Here is a 20,709-nt window from a genome sequence, read left to right as displayed (position 1 = left end):
GATAGCGCTGCCGGCGTGTCTTCCCCCTGTGATCGGGGGGAAGACACGCCGAAGAACGCTGTGATGCAACACACTGCCGGTCATCGGCGATACACCTGTGGAACCGCTTCATCGCGCGATGTCACCACCGGGAGGCCCTGATGCCCGACGCAGCCGACAACCTGGCCCTGCGCCTGCTCGACGCAGTGCACCGCACCCGAGGGATAGACCCTGGGATCGTCACCGATCGCTACCGGGCCTACCGGGCGGCGCAGGGCGCGGACGCCGGCCACGACGGGATCCGCGCGCTTCTGCGTACCTTCGAGGAGACCGGCGGCAGCGCCCAGTGGGCCGGCAAGGTCGGGCACTACCGTCGTCGCTACAGCCCCGAGGACGCGCCCATCGCCGCCGACACCGTCGAACTGGCCGCCGATGTCCTGCACCGGCACGGCGTCGACTCGGTGGACGACCTCGCCGGCACGGACGACACGACCCTCGCCGACGAGTGGCAGCGGGCCGGGGGCGACCCCGCCGTCTGGCAGCCGCTCCTCGACGCCCTGCGCCCGGCCCGGGCCCTGTCCGGCGTCGCCTGACCGACCCCCGCGGGCCGCGGCAAACCCGCCCGGCCACCCGTCGGCCGGGCGCATACTCGACGCATGCGTTACTCCGGCCGTCCGGAGGCCGGGCGGCGGCTGGCCCGCTCGGTTGCCCACCTGCGCGACGCGAACCCTGTGATCCTGGCGCTCCCCCGCGGCGGGATCCCCGTCGCACGGGAGGTGGCACACGCGCTCGACGCCCCGCTCGACGTACTCGTCGTCCGCAAACTGGGGGTGCCGTGGCAACCGGAACTGGCGATGGGCGCCATCGCCGAGGGCGGCTTCCGCGTGCTCAACGAGGACGTCATCCGTATCGGCCGGGTGGCCGAGGACTCGATCGAACGGATCGAGGCCCGCGAACGCACCGAACTCGACCGTCGCGCCCGGCTGCTGCGCGGCGGCAAGGAGCGCACGTCGCTGTCGGGACGCACGGTCGTCCTCGTCGACGACGGCATGGCCACCGGCGCGACCGCCGCCGTCGCCTGCCTGGCCGCGCGGGAGTCCGGGGCCGAGCGGGTGGTGCTGGCGGTTCCCGTGGCCTCCCCGGAGGCGGCGCGACGCGTCCGAGCGGTGGCCGACGAGGTGGTGTGCCCGTTCACGCCTGCCGACCTGGGCAGCGTCGGGGCCGCGTACGACGACTTCCATCAGCTCTCCGACGACGAGGCCGCCCGCCTGCTCGAATCCGCCTGAGCACCTGCCGCGCCGACCGGTATCCGTGTCCAGAATTCACAGGTATATCTACAGGTCAGCGCGAAAAGGCTACAAATCGGGCACCCCCGCTGCTGCATTTTCCAGCCTCGTGTGATGCAATGCACATCCACAAGTGGAAAATTGATGGAGGGGTCACCGTGAAAGAGTTTGCCGTGCCACAGTCGTTCTCGATCCCCGAGGACGCATCGATGGCGGAGGCCGTCTTCCGGCACGAAAAGGAGTCGCCGACCTGGGTGCCGTTCGAGCGCCGGATCGACGGCCGGTGGGTCAGCGTCACCGCCGCCGAGTTCGCCGCCCAGGTCCGCGGGGTGGCCAAGGGCCTGATGGCGTCCGGGATCGAGCTCGGTGACCGGGTCGCGATCCTGTCGAGCACGCGCTACGAGTGGGTCCTGATCGACTACGCGATCTGGGCTGCCGGTGGCTGCACCGTCGCCATCTACGAGACCTCCTCGGCCGACCAGGCCCAGTGGATCCTCGAGGATTCGGGGACCTCGCTGCTCGTCGTCGAGAACGACGGCCACGCCCGAACGGTTGCGACGGTGGCCGAGGCCGCGCCGGCCCTGCGCGAGGTCCTGCAGATCGAGGGCGCACCGGGCGCCAAGAGCGCCGTCGACGAGCTGATCGCCCGGGGTGCGGCGATCACCGACGCACAGCTCGAGGAGCGGCGCCACCAGGTGCGGGCCGAGTCCCCCGCCACACTGATCTACACCTCGGGCACCACCGGCCGCCCCAAGGGCGTGCAGCTGACCCACAGCAACCTGTGGGCCGAGGCCGCCGCCGTCAAGCTCGCCCTCCCGAACTCCATGGTGAGCGGCAAGCGGACCCTGCTGTTCCTGCCCCTCGCCCACGTGTTCGCCCGCGAGATCTCGTTCGGCGCCTTCGAGCACGGCGTGACCGTCGCGCACACCTCCGACCTGACCACGCTGCTCGACCAGCTCGGCGAGTTCAAGCCGAACTTCATCCTGTCGGTCCCGCGCGTGTTCGAGAAGGTCTACAACTCGGCCAAGCAGAAGGCGTACGACGGCGGCAAGGGCAAGATCTTCGAGAAGGCCTCCGACACCGCCATCGCGTACAGCGAGGCGCTGGACAAGGGCGGGGCCGGCCTCGGCCTGAAGATCAAGCACTTCGTCTTCGACAAGCTGGTGTACAGCAAGCTGCGCGCGGCCCTCGGCGGCGAGTGCGAGCAGGCGGTCTCCGGCGGCGCCGCCCTCGGCGCGCGCCTGGGCCACTTCTTCCGCGGCGTCGGCATTCCCATCTACGAGGGCTACGGCCTGACCGAGACCACGGGTGGCGTCACCCTCAACACCCCCGAGCACCAGCGGGTGGGCAGCGTCGGCCGGCCGGTCAACGGGCACGCCGCACGCATCGCCGAGGACGGCGAGCTGCTGCTCAAGGGCCCCGCGGTGTTCGGCGGCTACTGGAAGAACGAGAAGGCCACCGCCGAAGCGATCGTCGACGGCTGGTTCCACACCGGTGACATCGGCAGGATCGACGAGGACGGGTTCGTCCACATCACCGGCCGCAAGAAGGAGCTCATCGTCACCGCCGGCGGCAAGAACGTCGCCCCGGCCGTGCTCGAGGACGCGCTCCGGGCACACCCGCTGATCAGCCAGGTCATCGTCGTCGGCGACGCGAAGCCGTTCATCGGCGCGCTGATCACCCTCGATCCCGAGGCCCTGCCCGGCTGGAAGGAACGCCACGGCATCGCCGCCGACGCTCCGGTCTCCGAGCTGCTCGGGCATCCCGACCTGATCGCGGAGATCGACGCCGCGGTCGCCGAGGGCAACAAGAAGGTCTCCAACCCCGAGCAGATCAAGAAGTACCGGATCCTCGAGGTGGACTTCACCATCGAGACCGGCGAGCTGACCCCGACGCTCAAGCTCAAGCGCAACGTCATCCACGAGGCGCACGGCACGGCGATCGAGGCCATCTACTCGTAGGGCCATCTACTCGTAGGGCCATCTACTCGTAGGGCCATGCCCCGGCTGAGCGAATGCATCCTCCACCTCCGCGGCGAGGGATGCATTCGCTCACTCGCGTCGGTGGGCCGGCACGTCGGTCACGGCCAGGACGAACTCGGCGACGTCGCGGGTCACCGTGCGGTGCACCGGCTCGTGCAGCAGGTCGTGGCCTGCGTCCGGGTACTCGCGCAGCTCCAACGCCGGGATCGTCCGGGACCAGGCCCGGACGGGCTCGATCGGGGCCAGCCGGTCGTCGACGCCGTGCACCGCGAGCAGCGGTATGCGCGCCTGCGCGAGGATCTCGGCCGTCGCGGGCACGGCCGCCGATCGAGGCGTCCCGCACAGCACGGCGCCGCGGAATCGGCCGGCGTCGGTGCGCAGCACCGTGAGGGCGGTTCCCGCGCCGAGCGAGTGCCCCATCACCACCAACGGCATCCCCGGCTCCGCGCGCTCGGCCAGCTCGGCGACGCACAGCAGGTCGGCCGCCAGGTCGTCGACGGCGCCCGGTTCACCGGGGTTGCCCTCGGACAGGCCGTGCCCGGCGAGATCGAGGCCCCACACCGCGATGCCGTGCGGCGCCAGACCCGCGGCGAAGCGATGGTAGTGACCGGTGTGCTGACGCATCCCGTGGGCGAAGACGACGGCGGCCGTCGCGCCGTCGACGGACCAGTGCCGGTAGTGGACGCGGCCGGTGCTGCCGTCGAAAAAGGGCATGCGGCCATTGTGCGCCGGTGCACAATCGCGGGATGACACCGACCACCGCCGTCGAGCGCAGCCGAGCCGAGGGGCGCGCCGCCCGCACCCGCATGCCCCGCAGTGCGCACGGCGAAATTCGTTGTCCCGAAAGGGATCCGGTCGCGATCTTCGAACAGCAGAACCGCACCCGACTGCCGGAACTGGTGCCGATCCGGTACGAACGGATGACGGAGTCGCCGTTCGCCTACTACCGCGGCAGCGCCGCCGCGATGGCGGGGGACCTGTCCACCGAGCCGGTGACGGGGCCCCACGTGGTGGCGTCGGGCGATGCACATCTGGCGAATTTCGGCCTGTACGCCTCGCCGGAGCGCCGAGTCCTGTTCGACCTCAACGACTTCGACGAAGCGTATCCGGCGCCGTGGGAATGGGACGTCAAACGGCTGGCCGCGTCGGTGTGGTTGGCCGGCCGTCAGACCGGGCGCACCGAGCAGCAGTGCCGGGACGCGACCCTCACGACGGTGCGCTCGTACCGCGAGACGATCCGCTTCCTGTCCGACCTGACGGCCACCGAGCGGTTCTACTTCCAGGTCGACGCGGACGAGATCGAGCAGGCGTCGCGGAATCCGGAGGCGATACGCGCCGTCGTGCAGAAGGCACGGGGCCGCACCTCCGAACAGGTCCTGAGGAAGCTGACGGTTACCACGGCCGACGGCGCACCGCGCATCGTCGACCAACCCCCGATCGTCCGGCACCTCGACATCGGGTCGCTCGAAGCCATCGACGGGATCGTCGCGTCCTACCGGGCGACGGTGCGGGCGGACGTCCTGCTGCTGCTCTCCCAGTACCGCGTCGTGGATTTCGCGATGCGGATCGTGGGAGTGGGCAGTGTGGGCACCCGGTGCTTCGTCGTCCTGCTGCTCGGGCCGGCCGACGAGCCGCTGTTCCTCCAGGTCAAGGAGGCCGGACAGTCGGTGCTGGAGACGCACGGCGGGATCCGCGAGACTCCCCACCGCGTCGCGTCCGAACTCATCACGCACGGCCAGGGCGCCCGGGTCGTGGGTGCGCAGCGAATCCTGCAGGCCCACTCGGATCCGCTCCTCGGCTGGATCACCGGCGTGCCCGGTCCGGACGGCGTGCGACGGGACTTCTAGGTCCGGCAGTTCCGTGACATGAAGGGATCGGTGCAGTGGGATCGGTTGAGTGCCGCACAGTCGGAGCGGTACGGCCGGTTGTGCGGGGCGCTGCTCGCCCGTGCCCACAGCCAGAGCCCGGTCGGCGCGTTCGTCGCCGGGTACCTCGGCCGCGGGACGGTCTTCGACGAGGCGGTCGCGCGGTGGTCGGCCGCCTACGCCGATCGCACGGAGCAGGACTGGCGGGCGCTGTGCGACAAGGGGCCGTAGGTCACCAGCAGCGCCCCTCGCCGCGGTAGGTGGGGACGGTGGTGCGGGTGCCGTCGGCGTCGACGAGGTGCAGTTCCGCGAACCGCTCGCACAGCTCCCCCGCCTTGGCGTGCCGCAACCATACGCGCCCGCCGACGGGCAGATCCGCCGCGGCACGGCCGGTGACGGGGGTCTGCACCTCACCGGCTCCCTCGGCGCGCAGCAGCCGCAGGCCGGCGGGACGGACCGGACGCGGCACCCGCGAGGGACCCGCCGGGCCGGAGGCGATGTAGCCGCCCCCGAAGAGGGTGGCGACGGTGGGGCCGGGCCTGCGCACCGTGGGCAGTGCGAAATACAGCGCAGGGCGCGGGGTGAAGGCCCGGTAGCGATCGAACAGCGTGGGCACGTACAGACCGGAGCCGGCGGTGACCTCGGTGACGACCGGGTCGGCGGAGCTGACCTCGAGCGAGCCGGTGCCGCCGCTGTTGACGATCTCGAGGTCGCCGACGACAGCACGGACGGCCCCGGCGACGGCGCCGCGCCGGGTGGACAGCTCGGCGGCCGAGCGGCGTTTGACCCACCGGACCGCCGGCGAGGTGTCGGGCAGACCGGCGATCTGCGCCTCGTAGAACATCACGCCGACGACGGCGAAACCGGCGGTCGTCGCGCAGCGCGCAAGCTGCGCCACCTCGTCGGGGGTGCGCAGCGGCGAGCGCCGCACACCGAGATGCACCGGCCCGAGCCGCAGTGACGCGTCCACGTCGAGGCACACGCGGGGACGCACGCGGGCGGTGCCGAGGGCGTCGCGGACGATGCCGAGCTGGGCGGCGGAGTCGACCATGAGGGTGACGGCGTCGAGCGCCTGCGGCCGGCCGGCCAGTTCGGCGAGCGCGGCTCGGTCGACGGTCGGATAGCCGAGAAGCACGTCGCGGGCGCCGCGCTCGACCAGCCAGAGCGCTTCGCGCAGCGAGTACGCCATGATCCCACGGAATCCGGCCCTGGCGGTGAGGCCGGTGCCGAGCACCTCCTCGAGGACGGCGCGGCACCGGACGGACTTGCTCGCCACTCGCACGGGGGTACCCCCGGCCCGACGGACGAGGTCGGCGGCGTTGCTCCGGAGCGTGGGGAGATCGGCGGCCGCGAGCGGAGGGTCCAGGTCGGCCGTCGCGTCGTGGAGCCGGTCGAGGGGGTGGGTCACGGCGGGGTCCAATCCACGGCAGGTCGAGGGTCGCGGCCAGTCAAGCACCGAGTTGGACCTGTGTCCAGGTTCAGGTCGTTTCCACGGCCCGCCCAGCGACGATCGCGGCGATGTCGTCGAGCTCGGTGACGATGGAGTCGCTGTCCCGATCGACCAGCCAGCGCAGGACCAGGCCGTCGAGCATGGCCAGCGCGAGCCGGGTGACGGTCGAGACGGGCTCGATCCACTCGGTGCCGGTGCGGGCGGCGCACTCCTCGAGGAACGTGCGCGCCTCGACATCCATGATGCGGTACTGATCGGTGGCGATGTTGCCGCCGAGGGGTTCGCCGGCGGCGCGGTGACGCAGCGAATACGCCGTGATCTCGTAGGTGAGCAGCTGCCGGTCGGGCGTCTTCTCGATCGTCGGCCACATCGCGTTGATCCCCACGTAGAGCAGCTGCCGCAAACCGCGCAGGCCCTGCGGGTCGGGTCCGTCCTGCGGAAGGGTGAAGGCGGTGCGCAGCGCCTGGCTGAGCTGGAGCACCAGCGTCTCCCCCATCGCAGCGACGAGGGCCTCCTTGCTCTCGAAGCAGTAGTGCACGACCCCGAGCGAGACGCCGGCGTGCTCGGCGACGGCCCGCACGGTGACGGCCCCGAGACCCCCGCCCTCTGCCAGCGCGAGAGCGGATTCGACGAGTTGGGCTCGACGTTGGTCCGCCGGCAACCGGTTCAGCATGCCTCCGATCGTAGAACCCGGTCCGGATCCGTCGGCGCCTATTGACCTGGACGGTCGTCCAAGTCGATGATTGGCGCATGGCCACCGACCGCCCCGTCGCCACCTGGCACAACTGGGCCCACACCGAATCCGCGACGCCGCACGCGTACGAGACCCCGGAAACCCTGGAGGAGATCGTCGCCGTCGTCGCACACGCATCCGGACGCGGGCTGCGCGTCAAGGCGGTCGGGGCCGGCCACTCCTTCACCGGCGTCGCCGTCACCGACGGCGTGCTCGTCTCCCTCGACCGGTTCACCGGCATCGAGGAGGTCCGTCCCACCCCTGCGGGTGCGTTCGTCACGGTGCGGGCCGGCACCCGGCTGCGGGATCTCAACCGGCTCCTGTGGGAGCACGGTCTGGCGGTGCCGAACCTCGGGGACATCGACGTGCAGTCGCTCGCCGGCGCGATGTCCACCGGCACCCACGGCACCGGCGCCCGGTTCGGGGGCCTGGCCACCGTCGCGCGCGCGGCCACCCTCGTCCTTGCGGACGGCTCGGTCGTGCGCTGCTCCCCCGAGGCCGAGCCGGAACTCTTCGAGGCCGCCCGGCTCGGCCTCGGCGCCGTCGGCATCCTCGCCACGATCACCCTGGAGTGTGTGCCCGCGTTCGCACTGCATGCGGCGGAAGCACCCGGGACGCTCGACGACACCCTGGCCGTGCTCGAGCGCGACCGGCTCGGCGTCGACCACTTCGAGTTCTACTGGTTTCCGCACACCGACCGGGTACTCACCAAGCGCAACACCCGGCTGCCCGACGACGCACCGGGCGCCCCGGTGGGACGGCTGCGCGGCTTCCTCGACGACGAGGTGCTCGCCAACGGCATGTTCGAGGTCGTCCAGCGCCTCGCAACCCGCGCGCCGGCCCTCGTCCCCAAGCTCAACGGGTTCGCCGCGCGGACCCTGTCCCCCCGGGAGTTCGTCGATCGCAGCTACCGCGTCTTCGCCTCCCCGCGCCGGGTCCGGTTCCGGGAGATGGAGTACGCCGTCCCCGTCGAATCCGCGACCGAGGTGCTCACCGAGATCGATACGTGGCTCTCCCGCAGCGACTTCCACGTCGCATTTCCGGTGGAGGTACGCTTCGCCGCCGCCGACGACGTGTGGCTGTCGACGGCCCACGGCCGCGACAGTGCCTATCTCGCGGTGCACCAGTACCACCGTCGCGAACACCGGCCGTACTTCGATGCGGTCGAGGCGATCGCCCGCGCCGTGGACGGCCGGCCGCACTGGGGCAAGATGCACGGCCGCACCGCGGCCGACCTGCGCGCGACGTATCCGCGATTCGACGACTTCCTCGCCGTCCGCGACCGCGTCGACCCGCAGCGCACGTTCGCCAACCCGTACCTGGACCGCGTGCTCGGCCCGTAGCTCGCGCCCGGACCGCACGTCCTATCCGAACGATGCCGTGATCGAATTGCGCGCCAACGTCTCCCGCTGCTCGTCGGTGAGCCCGAGCCGGTCGCGCAGCGCCGCGAACGTGTCGTCGACGTACCCGCCGAAGTACGCCGGATCGTCGGAGTTCACGGTCACCAGCAAACCCGCCTCGAGCATGCGCGGCAGCGGATGCTGCTCGATCGAATCCACCACGCGCAGGCGGACATTCGACAAAGGACAGACGGTGAGCGGAATCTGCTCGTCGACGAGGCGCGCGACGAGAAGCGGGTCCTCGAGGGAGCGGATTCCGTGGTCGATGCGTTCGGCCCCGAGCAGATCCAGTGCCTGCCAGACGTATTCGGGCGGCCCCTCCTCCCCCGCATGGGCGACCGCGTGCAGGCCCTCGGCGCGGGCGCGGGCGAAGACGTCCTCGAACAGCGACGGCGGATAACCCACCTCCGCGGAGTCCAGGCCCAGCCCGCTGATCGGAGCCGACAGGCGCAGCAGTTCCCCGAACACCTCCTCGGCCTCGTGCACGGGCCGGTCCCGCACGACGGACGCGATCATCGCCGCGTCGACGCCGAACTCCCGCCGGCCCGCCGCGACGGCGGCGGCGAGGCCCTCGACCACCTCGGCCAGCGGCACGCCGCGGCTCGTGTGCGCCTGCGGGTCGAAGAAGAACTCGGCCCGCGTCACCCCGGCCTGCGCCGCCCGGCGCAGGTACGCCGTCGCGAGATCGGTGAAGTCCTCGGCGGTCCTCAGCACCTGCATGTTCGCGTAGTACAGGTCGAGGAACGACTGCAGGTCGGTGAACTCGTACCGGCCGCGCAGCTCGTCGAGGTCGGCATACGGGAGCGAGACGCGGTTGCGCTCGGCGAGAGCGAAGATCAGCTCCGGTTCGAGGGTGCCCTCGATGTGGACGTGCAGTTCGGCGAGCACGATCGATCTCCTTCGTCGGCGCGGGTCGTCAGCGGCCCTTCCAGACCGGCGGACGCTTCTGCGCGAACGCCGTCGCACCCTCGCGGGCGTCCTCGGACACGAACACCGGGCCGACGATCTCGCGCTGGCGGTCGAAGGCCTCGTCCGCCGGCCAGTCGGCGGCCTTGGCGATGACCTCCTTGGTGGCCGCCACGGCGAGCGGGCCGTTGGCCGTGATCCGTTCGGCGAGAGCCAGGGCGCCCGCCAGCGCACCGCCCGGCTCGGTGAGAACGTTGACGAAACCGTAGCCGTGGGCCTCCTCGGCGGTGAACGCGTCGCCGGTGAGCGCCAGTTCCATCGCCTTCTGATACGGAATCCGGGTGGGCAGGCGCAGCAGGCCACCACCCGCGGCGACGAGTCCGCGCTTGACCTCCGGGATGCCGAACTTCGCGTCCGTGGCGGCGACCACGAGGTCGGTGGCGAGGACGAGTTCGGTGCCGCCGGCGAGCGCGAAGCCCTCGACGGCGGCGATGATCGGCTTGCGCGGCGGCGCCTCGGTGAAGCCGAGACCCTTGCCCGGCACCGCGATGTTCTCCCCGGCGACGAACGCCTTGAGATCCATACCGGCGCAGAAGGTGCCGCCGGCACCGGTGAGCACGCCCACGGACAGGTCGGGGTCGGCGTCGAGTTCGTCGACGGCGGCCGCGAGGCCGTGGCTGACGGCCGCGTCGACGGCGTTGCGGGCCTCGGGACGGTTGATGGTGATCACCAGAATTCGACCGCGACGCTCGAGCAGGACCTCGTCGGACATGCGCACACCTTTCACGGGGTTCGGTTGCCGATCGCGCGTGCCGCGGTCCGTTCGCTTGTACCGCACTCGAACCCGACGGCAGCGGACCGCCGTGTCACGACACGCGGACGGCGACGGGCGTGACGAAACCGTCCGCGTCGATGTGCACCTGGTCGCCGGTGCGGAACCAGCCGTCGTCGAAGGTCTCGGCGGTCGCCTCCGGGTCGTTCCAATAGCGGCGAGCGACACTGGGGCCGCGGCACAGCAGTTCGCCTTCACCTCGATCGGCCGCCGGACCGAGGAGGGCGACCTCCATCCCGCCGAACGGAACCCCCACGCTGCGCGGGTGTGCGGCCCGCTGATCGGTGGGCAGCAGCAACCCGATGCCGCCGGTCTCGGCCACCCCCCAACCGCGCACGCATCTCGCCGCGGGGAACGACGCACGCAGGTGCCGCCACGGCACGCGCACCCCCCGCGCCCCGGCGGCGACGACGGTGCCGCCGGCCGCCAGGGTCGGCAGCAGTTGAACGGCGCTGCCCGCCGCCGTGGACAGCGGTGCGGTGAGCACCGTGCGCGCGCCCTCCGCGGTCAGGTCCATGGCGTGCACCACGGCCTCGATCGTGGAGAGGATGTTCTCGTTGGTGAGCTCGACCCCGTGCAGTCCCCCGCCGCGTTTGCGCACGTAGTACAACACCGCGAGCTCGTCCGGCGCGGCGCCCTCGTCCAGGAACGCCACCCCGTCGGGCAGCTCTCCGTCGAGGGTCAGGACGGCGCCGCTGTCCTCGGCGATCCACTCGAGTTCCGGTTCGCTGCACGTCGGATCCGGCAGCACCGGCACGCCACCGGCGAGGACCACCCCGAGGAACGCGTACAGCCAGCGGAATCCGTTCGGGCAGTGGACGACGACGCGGTCGGCCGGGCCCACGCCCTGATCGAGCAGGCCGCCGGCCACCCGGGCCGCCGACGACCACATCTGCCCGTAGGTGAGGGCGTTGCCGGCCCGGTCCACGGCGGCGACGCGGGCGGAATGCCGCAGCGCGCTGCGGTCGAGCAGCTCGGCCAGGCACGGCTCGAGGTCCTCGTACCGCAGGACACCGTCCAAGCGGCGACTGACGCGTTCGTCACGGAACCACCCGGCTGCACACGAAACCCGGACCAGCGCCACCGACATCGTCACCTCCGCCTCGTCGTGTGCCTGCACTATATGGCGCGGGTCACAGCTGGGGGCTGGATCGGCTCACCTTCCCGTGTACGACGCCTTCCCCGGCCCGACGGAGAGGAAGCTCCGCACCGCACCTTTCAGGTCGTCGGTGCCGAACAGCGCACCGGAGACCTCCGGGGTCTCCGAGTCGGCGTGGGCGACGCCACCGGACCGCCACGCGCCGATGATGCGCTTGGTGGCGTCGTGGGCGCGGGTGGGACCGTCGGCGAGCCGGTCCGTGAGGGCGCGCGCCGCGGCGTCGACGTCGCCGTGCACCGCGTTGACCACTCCCCACGACCGCAGCGTCTCGGCGTCGTAGAGGTCGCCGGTCATCACCAGCTCGCGCGCCCGGCCGGAGCCGGCGCGCTCCGCCAGCCGCTGCGGCCCGCCCATCGACGGAGTCAGACCGACGACGGTCTCCACCAGCCCGAACTTCGCGCCCGGCGCCGCGAGGACGATGTCGCAGGCGAGCGAGATCTCGAATGCCGCGGTGAGGGTGAGCCCGTGCGCGGCGAACACGACGGGGCACGGCAGGGCCTCGAGCGGATGGATGATCCGAGCGAACAGGTCCTGCCACAGCTGGGCGCCCTGGCCGGCGTCGAGGCCCTCGAACAGGTGGACGTCCACACCGCCGGAGACGACCTTGCCCTCCGCGCGGATCAGGACCGCGCGCGGCGGTGCCGCCCCGAGCGCGGCGACGTCGGCGATCACGGCGTCGAACAGGGCTCGGTCGAACAGGTTCAGCGTGCCGTGCGCGACGGTCAGCACGGCGACCTCGGCACCGGCCGCGGTGGTGTGGCGCTCGAGGCGGGTGGGGTGGGTGGTCTGCGTCATGCGCGCCACACTAGGCGAGTGTGCTGCGCTCCTCGAGGGACAGGCTCGGCACCGGCTCGGCCCGGCCGGGCCGACCGAAGAACAGCGCCGCGGCGAAGCCGACGAGCAGGACCGCGGCGGGCAGCAGCGTCGACTCGGCCATGGCGGCGGCGAAGGGCGCGCGCACCGGCTCCGGCAGGGCCGTCGTCCCGCCCTCGGCCGCCTCGGCCGTCCCGCCGCCGGTGAGCCCGTGCACGGCGAGGCGCGAGGTGATGAGCGCCCCCACGGCGGCGCTGCCCAGGACGGCACCGACCTGACGGGTGGTGTTGTAGACACCCGACCCGGCCCCCGCCTGATGGGGCGGCAGGCCGTGCGTCGCGGTGGCGGCGAGCGGCGACCAGATGCCGGCCATCGCGGCACCCATGAGGGCGATCGGCAGCAGCAGCTGCCACACCGGCGAGTCGGGTGTCATCAGTGCCGCCAGCCACGCCAGCGCCACCGCGAGCAGCGCGAAGCCGGTGCCGGCGATGTAGCGCGGATGGGTCCGGTCCACGAGCCGGCCGACCATCGGGGCGAGCACGCCGGTCAGGACCGCCATCGGGGCCATCAGCAGCGCCGACTCCGTGGGTGTCCAGCCGCGCACGCCCTGGGCGTAGAACATCAACGGCAGGACCATCGCGGTGACCGAGAAGCCCATCGCGGCGATGCCGATGTTGGCCAGCGAGAAGTTGCGGTCGCGGAACAAGCCGAGCGGGACGAGCGGCTCTCCGCGCCCGCGGGACTGGTACCACACGAACACCGCCAGCAGCGCCACTCCGGCGGCGATCAGCACCCACACGGGCGTGGACCAGTCGTAGGAGTTGCCCTCCTGGATTCCGAACACGAGGCAGAACATGCCCGCGCCGCTGAGCAGCACGCCGAGGAGGTCGAACCGGTGCGGATGGGTGGGCAGCGCCGGGACCAGGCGCGCCGCCAGGACGAACCCGACGATCCCGACCGGCACGTTGACGAAGAAGATCCACTCCCAGCCGAGGTGGTCGACGAGGACACCGCCGGCCAGCGGACCCACGAGGGTGGCCACACCGGCCACCGCGCCCCACAGTCCCATGGCGGTGCCCCGCCGGTCCGGCGGGAAGGTGCGGGTGATGATCGCCATGGTCTGGGGGGTCATCAGCGCCGCGCCGAGGCCCTGGAAGACCCGGGCGACGACGAGGGCGGCGACGGTGCCGGACAACCCGCACCACAGCGACGCCGCGGTGAACACCACCAGCCCCGCCAGGTAGACCCGCTTCGGGCCGAACCGGTCCCCGAGGCGGCCGGTGACCAACAGCGGCACCGCGTACGCCAGCAGGTAGGCGCTGGTGACCCACACGACGTTGTTGATGTCGGTGTCGAGCGCCCGCATGATCGCCGGGTTGGCGACCGCCACGATGGTGCTGTCCACCAGGATCATGAAGAACCCGAGGCACAGCGCCCACAGCGCCGGCCACGGACTTGTCTCGGTCTCCACCCGCACGCCCTCCGCTCGTAGGCGTCTACGGTAGCGCCGTGGACGGACATCTCCTGGACATCGTGCGGCTGGCCTGGTGCCGCGAACTCGGGCTCGACGACGCAGCGCTCGCCACCCCGGGCCGGGTAACGCGGGTGGACGACGCATCCGCCCTGGTCCGGGTGCTACGACTCGGCGACGTCAGCGCGGTGGTGGGCCCGGGCTGGGTGGTCGACGCCGTCGCGGCGGTGCCCGACGCGGAGCTGGACGCGTCGGCGCTGCTCGACCTGACGCGCGGGCACGCGGTGCGCAGCCACGCGCTGAGCTACTGCGCCGACTGGGTCGACGCGACACGGGTCCGCGATCCGCTGATCTCCCACGAGGTCGACGACCTGGCGGAGCTGTTGCGGCGCTGCCCACCCGACGACGCGACCGAGGCGGGCCTCGAGAACGTGACCGAGGCGGGCCTCGAGAACGTGACCGAGGCGGGCCTCGAGAACGTGACCGAGGCGGGGCTTGAGAACGTGACCGGGGAGGCGTCGTCGTTCGTGCTGCTCGACGACGACCACCGGCCGCTGTCGGGTGCGGTGTACACCGAAGTGCAGTCGATCCTGGCGGACGTGACGGCGCTGACCGTGCCGGAGCACCGGCGGATCGGCCTGGCGGCGACCGTCGCGACCCTGGCGACGCACGATGCGCTCGACGCCGGACTCGTCCCCCAGTGGCGGGCCCGGCGCGACAACACCGCGGGCCGTGGCCTGGCCGCAGTGTTGGGGTACACCGAACTGGGAACCCACATCTCGGTGGCAGTACCGGCCGCCGCAGGAACGTAACGAGCCGCAGGAACGTAACGAGTGAGGGGAGCCCAGTGAACGAGCACTCGGGAGGCGACGGGGACGGGTACGTCACGCCCGGCGCCGAGTACAGCCGCGACACGCACTACATCACCACGCGCATCACAGCCGACGGGCGCGACGGGTACCCGGTGGAGGCCGGCCGGTACCGGCTGATCGCGGCCCGCGCCTGCCCGTGGGCGAACCGCGCGCTCATCGTGCGGCGGCTGCTGGGGCTCGAGGACGCGCTGTCGCTGGGGTTGTGCGGCCCCACGCACGACGAGCGCAGCTGGACGTTCGATCTGGACCCGGGCGGGGTGGATCCGGTGCTGCAGATCCCGCGGTTGCAGGACGCGTACTTCGCGCGGGACCCCGAGTACTCCCGGGGGATCACGGTGCCCGCCGTCGTCGACGTGCCCACCGGCCGCGTGGTCACCAACGACTACCCGCAGATCACCCTGGACTTCGCCACGGAGTGGACGGCACTGCACCGCGACGGCGCCCCCGACCTCTACCCGGAACCGCTGCGCGACGAGATCGACGAGGTCGCCGAGCTCGTCTACCAGGACGTCAACAACGGCGTGTACCGGTGCGGGTTCGCCGGGTCCCAGCGCGCGTACGACCGTGCCTTCGACCGGCTGTTCGCGCGGCTGGACTGGCTCGAGGAACGGCTCGGCTCCCGTCGGTACCTGGTGGGCGAGACGATCACCGAGGCGGACGTGCGGCTGTTCACCACGCTGGCCCGCTTCGACGCCGTCTACCACGGGCATTTCAAGTGCAACCGGAATCTGCTGGCGTCCATGCCGGCGTTGTGGGGGTACGCCCGGGACCTGTTCCAGACGCCCGGTTTCGGCGACACCATCGACTTCGGGCAGATCAAGCAGCACTACTACATCGTGCACACCGACATCAATCCGACGCAGATCGTGCCGAAGGGCCCCGACCCGAGCGGATGGCTGACCCCGCACGGCCGGGAAGAGCTGGGCGGCACGCCGTTCGGGGACGGCACGCCGCCGCCCCCGCCGCGGGCGCAGGAGGCGGTGCCGGCCTGAGTCCGACTCACGCGCCCGCGTACGTTCCGAAACTCCAGTACACCCCCTGCGGGTCCCGGCACGTGAAGTCGTGCGATCCGTAGTCGGTGTCGTGCAGGCCGAGGACGACCGTGGCACCGGCGGCCACAGCGCGGGCGTGCAGCGCGTCGACCGCGGGGGCGTCGGGGAGGACGAGGTAGATGCAGCCGGTGCCGGCGGGTATCTCGATCGGGCCGCCCCGGCCGGCCGAGCCGAGCATGACGCCGCCGCCGTGCGGCCAGCGCAGCTCGGCGTGGTCGACGCGCCCGCCGTCGCCGTAGACGGCGTTCTCGGTGAAACCGAACGCGTCGACGAGGAAGCGGATCGCCGCCCGGGCATCGGTGTAGGAGAGGCAGGGCCACACGGGTGTGGTGAGTGCTGTCGTAGTCATGGTTGCCAGTGTTCGTCGGCAGCCGGGTCGCCGTCTTGGACGATTGGGAACTGCTCGTCGCGCAGCCAGTGCGACGGCGGAACCCCGGCGATCGCGCGCCATTCCCGTGCGAGGTGGGCCTGATCGTAGAACCCGGACCGGGCGGCCACGTCGGCGAGCACGTGCGGTCCGGGCCGGCGCAGCAGCCGACGGGACCGGTCGAACCGGACCACCCGCGCCGCCTCCTTGGGCCCCACCCCGAACTCGGCGGTGAATCGTGCGTTCAGATACCTTCGACTCCAACCGATCTCGTCGGCCAGGTCGGCGATCCGCACACCGGGGGTGCGGGGATCCTGCAGCCTGCGCCACACGTGACGCAGGTGTGGATCGATCTCGCCGTGCTCGGCGGCGAGCCGCCGGGCGAGCACCTCGTCGAGGACCCGGAATCGGCTTTCCCACCCCGCAGCGGCGGCGATCCGCTCGCCGAGTTCCCGGGCGGCGGCGCCGAGCACGTCCTCGAGATCGACGACCCACGCGCCGAGTGCACCGGCGGGCACCCCCAGCAACACCCGGGCTCCCGCCGGGGTGAGCGCGAGCTGGATTCCGTGCTGGTTGCCGTCGTGGGCGATGGTGACGGCGGTGGTGGCCAGGCCGCTCGCGAGCGCACCGAACCGGCCGGGGCCCTGACCCGGTGCCGCGGCCCGCGCGAGTTCGACAGGGGCACCGATCGTGAGCACGACGGTCAGGTCCGGGGACGGCAGACCGAGGTGGGTACCGGGGGCGAATCCCGTCAGCCGGTACCCGTCGTAACTGCGCACGTAGGGGCACAGCGGCGGGGCGGGCCGCCGCCGGGCACCGTCCGAGATGCCGGTCACGGTCCCAGGGTAAACACGGATAGACGCCACGCCCACGGGGTACACAGGGTGAGCAGCCGTGGAACTCACGGCGGTGTATGCAGGCCCGGGAGGGCCGGGAGGATCGAGGACGGAACGATGAGCGACAGGGTAGGACGCGTGGAGAAGTATCTCGTCACGCTCCTGGACAACGGCAGCAGGCTGCAAGCGCCCGCGGTGGCACGCTACGTCGACCTGACGCGGCGTGCCCATCCCGACGAGACTCCCGAGCAGATCATCAGGCGGTTGGAGAAGACCTTCCTCAACGGAGTCACCGGGAGCGGCACGGCGGCCGGCGCCGCGGCGACCGTGCCCGGGATCGGCACACTCGCGTCGATCGCCGCGGTCGGCGCCGAGACCGCGTTCTTCCTCGAGGCCGCCGCGTTGCTGACCCTGGCGGTGGCATCGGTGCACGGGATCGAACCGCACCAGCACGAGCAGCGCCGCGCCCTCGTGCTCGCCGTGGCACTGGGCGAAGCCGGCATGGAGATCGTCGAGCGCGCCACCGGCACGACCGCGAAGACGTGGACGTCGGCGCTCACCGGCAAGATCCCCGGTGCCCAGCTGAAGTCCGTGAACAAATCGCTCGTGCGGACCTTCGTCCGCAAGTACCTCGCCAAGCGCAGCGCCCTGGTGTTCGGCAAGCTCGTGCCCGCCGGCATCGGTGCCGCGATCGGTGGCGCGGGCAACCGCGCGCTGGGCAAGCGGGTCATCGCGAACGCCCGGGACGCGTTCGGGCCGCCGCCGGCGCAGTGGCCGTCGCAGCGTCCACCGCTCACCGGCGCAGCGTCCGGACCGGACGGGGATCCGAACTGGCAGGCGCTGTCCTCCCCCCTGACCGGCTGGTGACATGTCCGCGGGCAAGGTGTTCGTGCGCGAGAGCGGATCCGGCACCCGCACCGTGGTTCTCCTGCACGGATACTCCGATCACGGGGGCACCTGGTGCAAGGTGGTCCCGGCGCTGGCCGAGCGCCACCGGGTCCTGACCGTCGACCTGCCCGGATTCGGCCGCAGCGCCGGACACTGGCGGGCGCCGGTGCTGGATCACTATGTCGACACCGTCGCCGAGGTGATCGCCGACTGCGCGGATCCGGTGGCGCTGATCGGCAATTCGCTGGGAGCGGTGACCTCGCTGGCGTTCGCATCGACGTATCCGGGCCGGGTGGACGGCGTCGTGCTCGCCGACATGCCGGGGATGGCCGGGATCCCGCGCAGCTGGTCGAGCGGCGCGCGGTTGCCGCTGGACATGGTGTCGCGCGCGCTGTCCCGGCCCGTGCCGCCCGCCCTGGTGCAGTTCGCCGTCGCCACTCTCTACGCCCGTGCGGCGCTGCACCGTCCGGACCGGCTGGGCGTCGACACCCGCACCGCGTTCGCGGCGAACTACGCGAGCCGGCGCAGCATCGAGACCCTGCTGGCCGTCGGCCGGGCCGTGATCCCCGAACTGGCCCGGCTGCCCATCCCCGAAATGGTGAACTCCCTGTCCGTGCCGGCACTGCTGGTGTGGGGTGAGCGGGATCTGATCACCCCGGCGCGCGCCGCGGGCCGGGTGCATACTGGCGCCCGACGGCGGGTCGCGATCATTCCGGACGCCGGGCATTGCCCGCAGCTCGACTCCCCCAGCGAATTCCTCGAACTGGTGCTGCCGTTCCTCGAGCGGTCCTTCTCCCGGCCTGCCGCGCCGGGCACGTAGGCTCTCGGGGTCCGAGCAGGACCCACCAGAGAGGGAGTCGATGACAGCGCCGTTCCCGACGGAGCCGGCCGCCGGCGCCGGGTACGCGCCCGCGGCGGGTATCGCCGTGCAGGGCCTGTGGAAGAACTTCCGCGACGTACCCGCGGTGTCGGACCTGTCGTTCTCCGTGCCGCCAGGTTCGATCACGGGATTTCTCGGGCCGAACGGTTCCGGGAAGACGACGACCCTGCGGATGCTGCTCGGCCTGGTGCGCCCGACGGCCGGTGTCGCGCTCGTCGACGGGGTGCCCTTCACCTCGCTGCCGCACCCGGCACGGGTGGTCGGTGCGGTGCTGGACGCGCAGAGCTTCCATCCCAAGCACACCGCCGGCACCCATCTCGAGGTGTACGCCGCGGCGATCGGCGTGCCGTCGGCACAGGTGCGGCGCGTCCTCGACCTGACCGGGCTCGCCGCGGCGACCCGCCGGCGGATCGGCGAGTTCTCCCTCGGCATGCGGCAGCGGCTGGCGCTGGCCACCGCGCTGCTCGGCGAACCGCGCTACCTCGTGCTCGACGAACCGGCGAACGGCCTCGACCCCGAAGGCATGGCCTGGTTGCGCGACTTCCTGCTCGGCTACGCCCGCTCCGGGGGCACCGTGCTGATCTCGAGTCACATCCTGCGGGAGGTCGAGCAGACGGCCGACCGTCTGGTGATCATCAGCCGCGGCAGGCTCGTGCACCAGGGCACGACGGCGGATCTGCGGCATGCGCATCGAGCCCGGGTCCTCGTCGCCGTCTCCGATCCCGCCCGCCTGGCGACGGCTCTCGCCGCATCGGGCCACACCGACGCGCAGGTCCAGTCCGACGGGCGGCTCGCGATCGTCGGGGTGGAACCCGAGCGTGTCGCCGAGCTCGCCACCGCGTACGGCGTGACCGTCTTCGGAACGAGCGTCGAGCACATCGACCTCGAGCAGGTGTTCCTGGCGATGACGGCGGGGCAGTACGTGGGTGCCGCGCCCGGGTGGGGGATGCAGGGACCGCCGGCTCCACAGCCCCCGTACCCGGGGCAGTTCCCACAGCCCCCGCAACAGCCGCCGTACCCGGGGCAGTTCCCGCACTCCCCACAGCCTCATCCGCCGACCGGTTGGGAAGGACCCCGTTGACTGCGTTGCTGACGGCCGAGTTCCGTAAGGTCCTGGGCCTGCGTTACTGGTGGATCCTCGGGATCGCCCCGGCGGTGGTGGGCCTGTTCTCGGGGGCTCTGACCCTGCCGATCCTCACCACCCTCGAGGGACTCGTCGGCGAGAACTTCGCCGAAGCCGCCGCCGCCGCGATCGGTGTCGCGGTCGCACTGGCGCTGGTGTTCCTGTTCGCGGCCCTGTTCGGGGTGGTCAACACGGGCAGCGAGTTCCAGCACCGCACCATCGTCACCAGTTTCCTGACCGCCCGCGGCCGCGACGGGGTCGTCGCCGCCAAGCTGACGACGGCGGTCGCGTTCGGCCTGTTGTACTGCGTGGTGGTGGAAACCGTGTCGGTGCTGACCGTCCTGATGTTCGGCGGCGGACCGTCCGGCGACGGCTCGGGGGCGGGCAATGTCGCCGCGGTCCTCGGCGCCGGCCTGTTCGCCGCGATGCTGTGGGCCCTCATGGGCGCGGGGCTCGGCCTGCTCACCGGTTCGACGGCCGGCAGCGTCCTGGCGATCACCGCCTGGGTTCCGTTCGGGGAGCTGATCGTCTCGCTGATCCTCGACGGTCTCGGGGCGGGTGCGCTCGCCCGGCTGCTGCCCGGACAGCTCACCTGGTACACGGTGTTCACGGCCATCGACCTGCCCGAGGAGGTCGACCCGGCTGTGACGTGGCCGGCGGCGCCGCTGGGGTTGCTCGGCTGGACGGTACTGCTGTGCGGCCTCGGCTGGTGGCGTACCCGTACCCGCGACATCGTCTGATTCCCTCTGCGCGGATTCGTCCGCTCGTTGCGAATTCGCGCCGGTCGCGCACGGAGCGGATTCCGAAGGGCCGAG

The 20,709-nt window shown here is 71.8% G+C and carries 20 protein-coding genes and 1 pseudogene; 11 read left to right on the top strand and 10 right to left on the bottom strand.

Annotated elements, in window-relative coordinates:
* The first annotated feature begins 140 nt into the window (after nt 1–140).
* The 3 genes from LZP97_RS03045 (at nt 141) to LZP97_RS03035 (ending at nt 3,226) form a co-directional block, all read left to right on the top strand.
* The gene (locus LZP97_RS03045) at nt 141–572 is read left to right on the top strand and encodes a hypothetical protein (protein ID WP_040275613.1); all 432 of its coding nucleotides are present in this window, start codon (nt 141–143) and stop codon (nt 570–572) included.
* A 63-nt stretch (nt 573–635) separates the two neighbouring features.
* Nucleotides 636–1,265, top strand: coding sequence for a phosphoribosyltransferase (locus tag LZP97_RS03040; protein ID WP_040275610.1), 630 nt, complete (start codon nt 636–638; stop codon nt 1,263–1,265).
* A gap of 158 nt (nt 1,266–1,423) precedes the next feature.
* On the top strand, nt 1,424–3,226 hold the full coding sequence (locus LZP97_RS03035) for an AMP-dependent synthetase/ligase (protein ID WP_010592396.1): 1,803 nt from the start codon (nt 1,424–1,426) through the stop codon (nt 3,224–3,226).
* Nucleotides 3,227–3,316: 90 nt separating this feature from the next.
* Here the strand turns inward: LZP97_RS03035 and LZP97_RS03030 are convergent, their stop codons facing one another.
* A complete protein-coding gene (locus tag LZP97_RS03030) occupies nt 3,317–3,961 on the bottom strand; it encodes an alpha/beta hydrolase (protein ID WP_010592397.1) in 645 nt (214 codons plus the stop codon).
* A 32-nt stretch (nt 3,962–3,993) separates the two neighbouring features.
* Between LZP97_RS03030 and LZP97_RS03025 the strand changes: the two are divergent.
* Nucleotides 3,994–5,343 (top strand): annotated as a pseudogene (locus tag LZP97_RS03025) (DUF2252 domain-containing protein).
* 1 nt (nt 5,344) lies between these two features.
* Here LZP97_RS03025 and LZP97_RS03020 read toward each other — a convergent pair.
* Complete coding sequence (locus LZP97_RS03020; RefSeq protein WP_040275607.1) at nt 5,345–6,520, bottom strand: amino acid deaminase/aldolase; 1,176 nt, start codon at nt 6,518–6,520, stop codon at nt 5,345–5,347.
* Nucleotides 6,521–6,590: 70 nt separating this feature from the next.
* Entirely contained in the window at nt 6,591–7,235 is a 645-nt protein-coding gene (locus LZP97_RS03015; RefSeq protein WP_003936137.1) for a TetR/AcrR family transcriptional regulator, read from the bottom strand.
* Nucleotides 7,236–7,312: 77 nt separating this feature from the next.
* On the opposite strand from LZP97_RS03015, the gene LZP97_RS03010 reads away from it, so the two are divergent.
* A complete protein-coding gene (locus LZP97_RS03010) occupies nt 7,313–8,638 on the top strand; it encodes a D-arabinono-1,4-lactone oxidase (RefSeq protein ID WP_010592401.1) in 1,326 nt (441 codons plus the stop codon).
* A 21-nt stretch (nt 8,639–8,659) separates the two neighbouring features.
* Here LZP97_RS03010 and LZP97_RS03005 read toward each other — a convergent pair whose 3' ends face one another.
* From LZP97_RS03005 to LZP97_RS02985, 5 genes are all read right to left on the bottom strand, one after another.
* Nucleotides 8,660–9,583 (bottom strand): adenosine deaminase, encoded by a 924-nt coding sequence (locus LZP97_RS03005; protein ID WP_010592402.1) that lies wholly within the window; start codon nt 9,581–9,583, stop codon nt 8,660–8,662.
* A 28-nt stretch (nt 9,584–9,611) separates the two neighbouring features.
* On the bottom strand, nt 9,612–10,373 hold the full coding sequence (locus tag LZP97_RS03000; protein ID WP_010592403.1) for a crotonase/enoyl-CoA hydratase family protein: 762 nt from the start codon (nt 10,371–10,373) through the stop codon (nt 9,612–9,614).
* A gap of 94 nt (nt 10,374–10,467) precedes the next feature.
* On the bottom strand, nt 10,468–11,523 hold the full coding sequence (locus LZP97_RS02995; protein ID WP_029539872.1) for a class I adenylate-forming enzyme family protein: 1,056 nt from the start codon (nt 11,521–11,523) through the stop codon (nt 10,468–10,470).
* Between the two features lie 66 nt (nt 11,524–11,589).
* Nucleotides 11,590–12,387 (bottom strand): enoyl-CoA hydratase/isomerase family protein, encoded by a 798-nt coding sequence (locus LZP97_RS02990; RefSeq protein ID WP_048772009.1) that lies wholly within the window; start codon nt 12,385–12,387, stop codon nt 11,590–11,592.
* Between the two features lie 10 nt (nt 12,388–12,397).
* Nucleotides 12,398–13,876, bottom strand: coding sequence for a DHA2 family efflux MFS transporter permease subunit (locus tag LZP97_RS02985; RefSeq protein ID WP_026138001.1), 1,479 nt, complete (start codon nt 13,874–13,876; stop codon nt 12,398–12,400).
* A 38-nt stretch (nt 13,877–13,914) separates the two neighbouring features.
* On the opposite strand from LZP97_RS02985, the gene LZP97_RS02980 reads away from it, so the two are divergent.
* Together LZP97_RS02980 and LZP97_RS02975 are read left to right on the top strand one after the other, a co-directional pair.
* The gene (locus tag LZP97_RS02980) at nt 13,915–14,688 is read left to right on the top strand and encodes a GNAT family N-acetyltransferase (protein WP_048771727.1); all 774 of its coding nucleotides are present in this window, start codon (nt 13,915–13,917) and stop codon (nt 14,686–14,688) included.
* 35 nt (nt 14,689–14,723) lie between these two features.
* Complete coding sequence (locus LZP97_RS02975) at nt 14,724–15,740, top strand: glutathione S-transferase family protein (protein WP_017681733.1); 1,017 nt, start codon at nt 14,724–14,726, stop codon at nt 15,738–15,740.
* 7 nt (nt 15,741–15,747) lie between these two features.
* Here the strand turns inward: LZP97_RS02975 and LZP97_RS02970 are convergent, their stop codons facing one another.
* Nucleotides 15,748–16,149 (bottom strand): VOC family protein, encoded by a 402-nt coding sequence (locus tag LZP97_RS02970; RefSeq protein ID WP_029539873.1) that lies wholly within the window; start codon nt 16,147–16,149, stop codon nt 15,748–15,750.
* Nucleotides 16,146–17,003 (bottom strand): AraC family transcriptional regulator, encoded by an 858-nt coding sequence (locus LZP97_RS02965; protein ID WP_010592411.1) that lies wholly within the window; start codon nt 17,001–17,003, stop codon nt 16,146–16,148. Before LZP97_RS02965 ends, LZP97_RS02970 begins: the two co-directional genes overlap by 4 nt.
* A 117-nt stretch (nt 17,004–17,120) precedes the next feature.
* Here LZP97_RS02965 and LZP97_RS02960 point away from each other — a divergent pair, with 117 nt between their 5' ends.
* Genes LZP97_RS02960 through LZP97_RS02945 form a run of 4 tightly spaced genes read left to right on the top strand, consistent with a single transcriptional unit; the run spans nt 17,121 to nt 20,634 of the window.
* Nucleotides 17,121–17,870: a hypothetical protein gene (locus tag LZP97_RS02960; protein WP_026137999.1), complete on the top strand. Its 750-nt coding sequence runs from the start codon at nt 17,121–17,123 to the stop codon at nt 17,868–17,870.
* Nucleotide 17,871: 1 nt separating this feature from the next.
* Nucleotides 17,872–18,711 carry an alpha/beta fold hydrolase gene (locus LZP97_RS02955; protein ID WP_010592413.1) on the top strand — a complete coding sequence of 280 codons (840 nt, stop codon included), beginning with the start codon at nt 17,872–17,874 and terminating at the stop codon, nt 18,709–18,711.
* 40 nt (nt 18,712–18,751) lie between these two features.
* Nucleotides 18,752–19,852, top strand: coding sequence for an ABC transporter ATP-binding protein (locus tag LZP97_RS02950; protein WP_048771730.1), 1,101 nt, complete (start codon nt 18,752–18,754; stop codon nt 19,850–19,852).
* Complete coding sequence (locus LZP97_RS02945; protein WP_029539874.1) at nt 19,849–20,634, top strand: ABC transporter permease; 786 nt, start codon at nt 19,849–19,851, stop codon at nt 20,632–20,634. Before LZP97_RS02950 ends, LZP97_RS02945 begins: the two co-directional genes overlap by 4 nt.
* Nucleotides 20,635–20,709 lie beyond the last annotated feature (75 nt).

It is taken from the genome of Rhodococcus sp. DMF-1 (assembly GCF_021441945.1).
Taxonomy (GTDB): Bacteria; Actinomycetota; Actinomycetes; order Mycobacteriales; family Mycobacteriaceae; genus Rhodococcus; species Rhodococcus ruber.
The sequence above is the reverse complement of the archived record's forward strand: the minus strand, read 5'-3'. Positions and strand labels throughout refer to the sequence as shown.

What these genes read in the sequence shown, in the direction of transcription:
- LZP97_RS03030 (WP_010592397.1), bottom strand. Translation starts at nt 3,961, where the DNA reads ATGCCCTTTTTCGACGGCAGCACCGGCCGCGTCCACTACCGGCACTGG.
- LZP97_RS02950 (WP_048771730.1), top strand. Translation starts at nt 18,752, where the DNA reads ATGACAGCGCCGTTCCCGACGGAGCCGGCCGCCGGCGCCGGGTACGCG.
- LZP97_RS03010 (WP_010592401.1), top strand. Translation starts at nt 7,313, where the DNA reads ATGGCCACCGACCGCCCCGTCGCCACCTGGCACAACTGGGCCCACACC.
- LZP97_RS02960 (WP_026137999.1), top strand. Translation starts at nt 17,121, where the DNA reads ATGAGCGACAGGGTAGGACGCGTGGAGAAGTATCTCGTCACGCTCCTG.
- LZP97_RS03040 (WP_040275610.1), top strand. Translation starts at nt 636, where the DNA reads ATGCGTTACTCCGGCCGTCCGGAGGCCGGGCGGCGGCTGGCCCGCTCG.
- LZP97_RS02955 (WP_010592413.1), top strand. Translation starts at nt 17,872, where the DNA reads ATGTCCGCGGGCAAGGTGTTCGTGCGCGAGAGCGGATCCGGCACCCGC.
- LZP97_RS03045 (WP_040275613.1), top strand. Translation starts at nt 141, where the DNA reads ATGCCCGACGCAGCCGACAACCTGGCCCTGCGCCTGCTCGACGCAGTG.
- LZP97_RS02995 (WP_029539872.1), bottom strand. Translation starts at nt 11,523, where the DNA reads ATGTCGGTGGCGCTGGTCCGGGTTTCGTGTGCAGCCGGGTGGTTCCGT.
- LZP97_RS03015 (WP_003936137.1), bottom strand. Translation starts at nt 7,235, where the DNA reads ATGCTGAACCGGTTGCCGGCGGACCAACGTCGAGCCCAACTCGTCGAA.
- LZP97_RS03000 (WP_010592403.1), bottom strand. Translation starts at nt 10,373, where the DNA reads ATGTCCGACGAGGTCCTGCTCGAGCGTCGCGGTCGAATTCTGGTGATC.
- LZP97_RS02990 (WP_048772009.1), bottom strand. Translation starts at nt 12,387, where the DNA reads ATGACGCAGACCACCCACCCCACCCGCCTCGAGCGCCACACCACCGCG.
- LZP97_RS02970 (WP_029539873.1), bottom strand. Translation starts at nt 16,149, where the DNA reads ATGACTACGACAGCACTCACCACACCCGTGTGGCCCTGCCTCTCCTAC.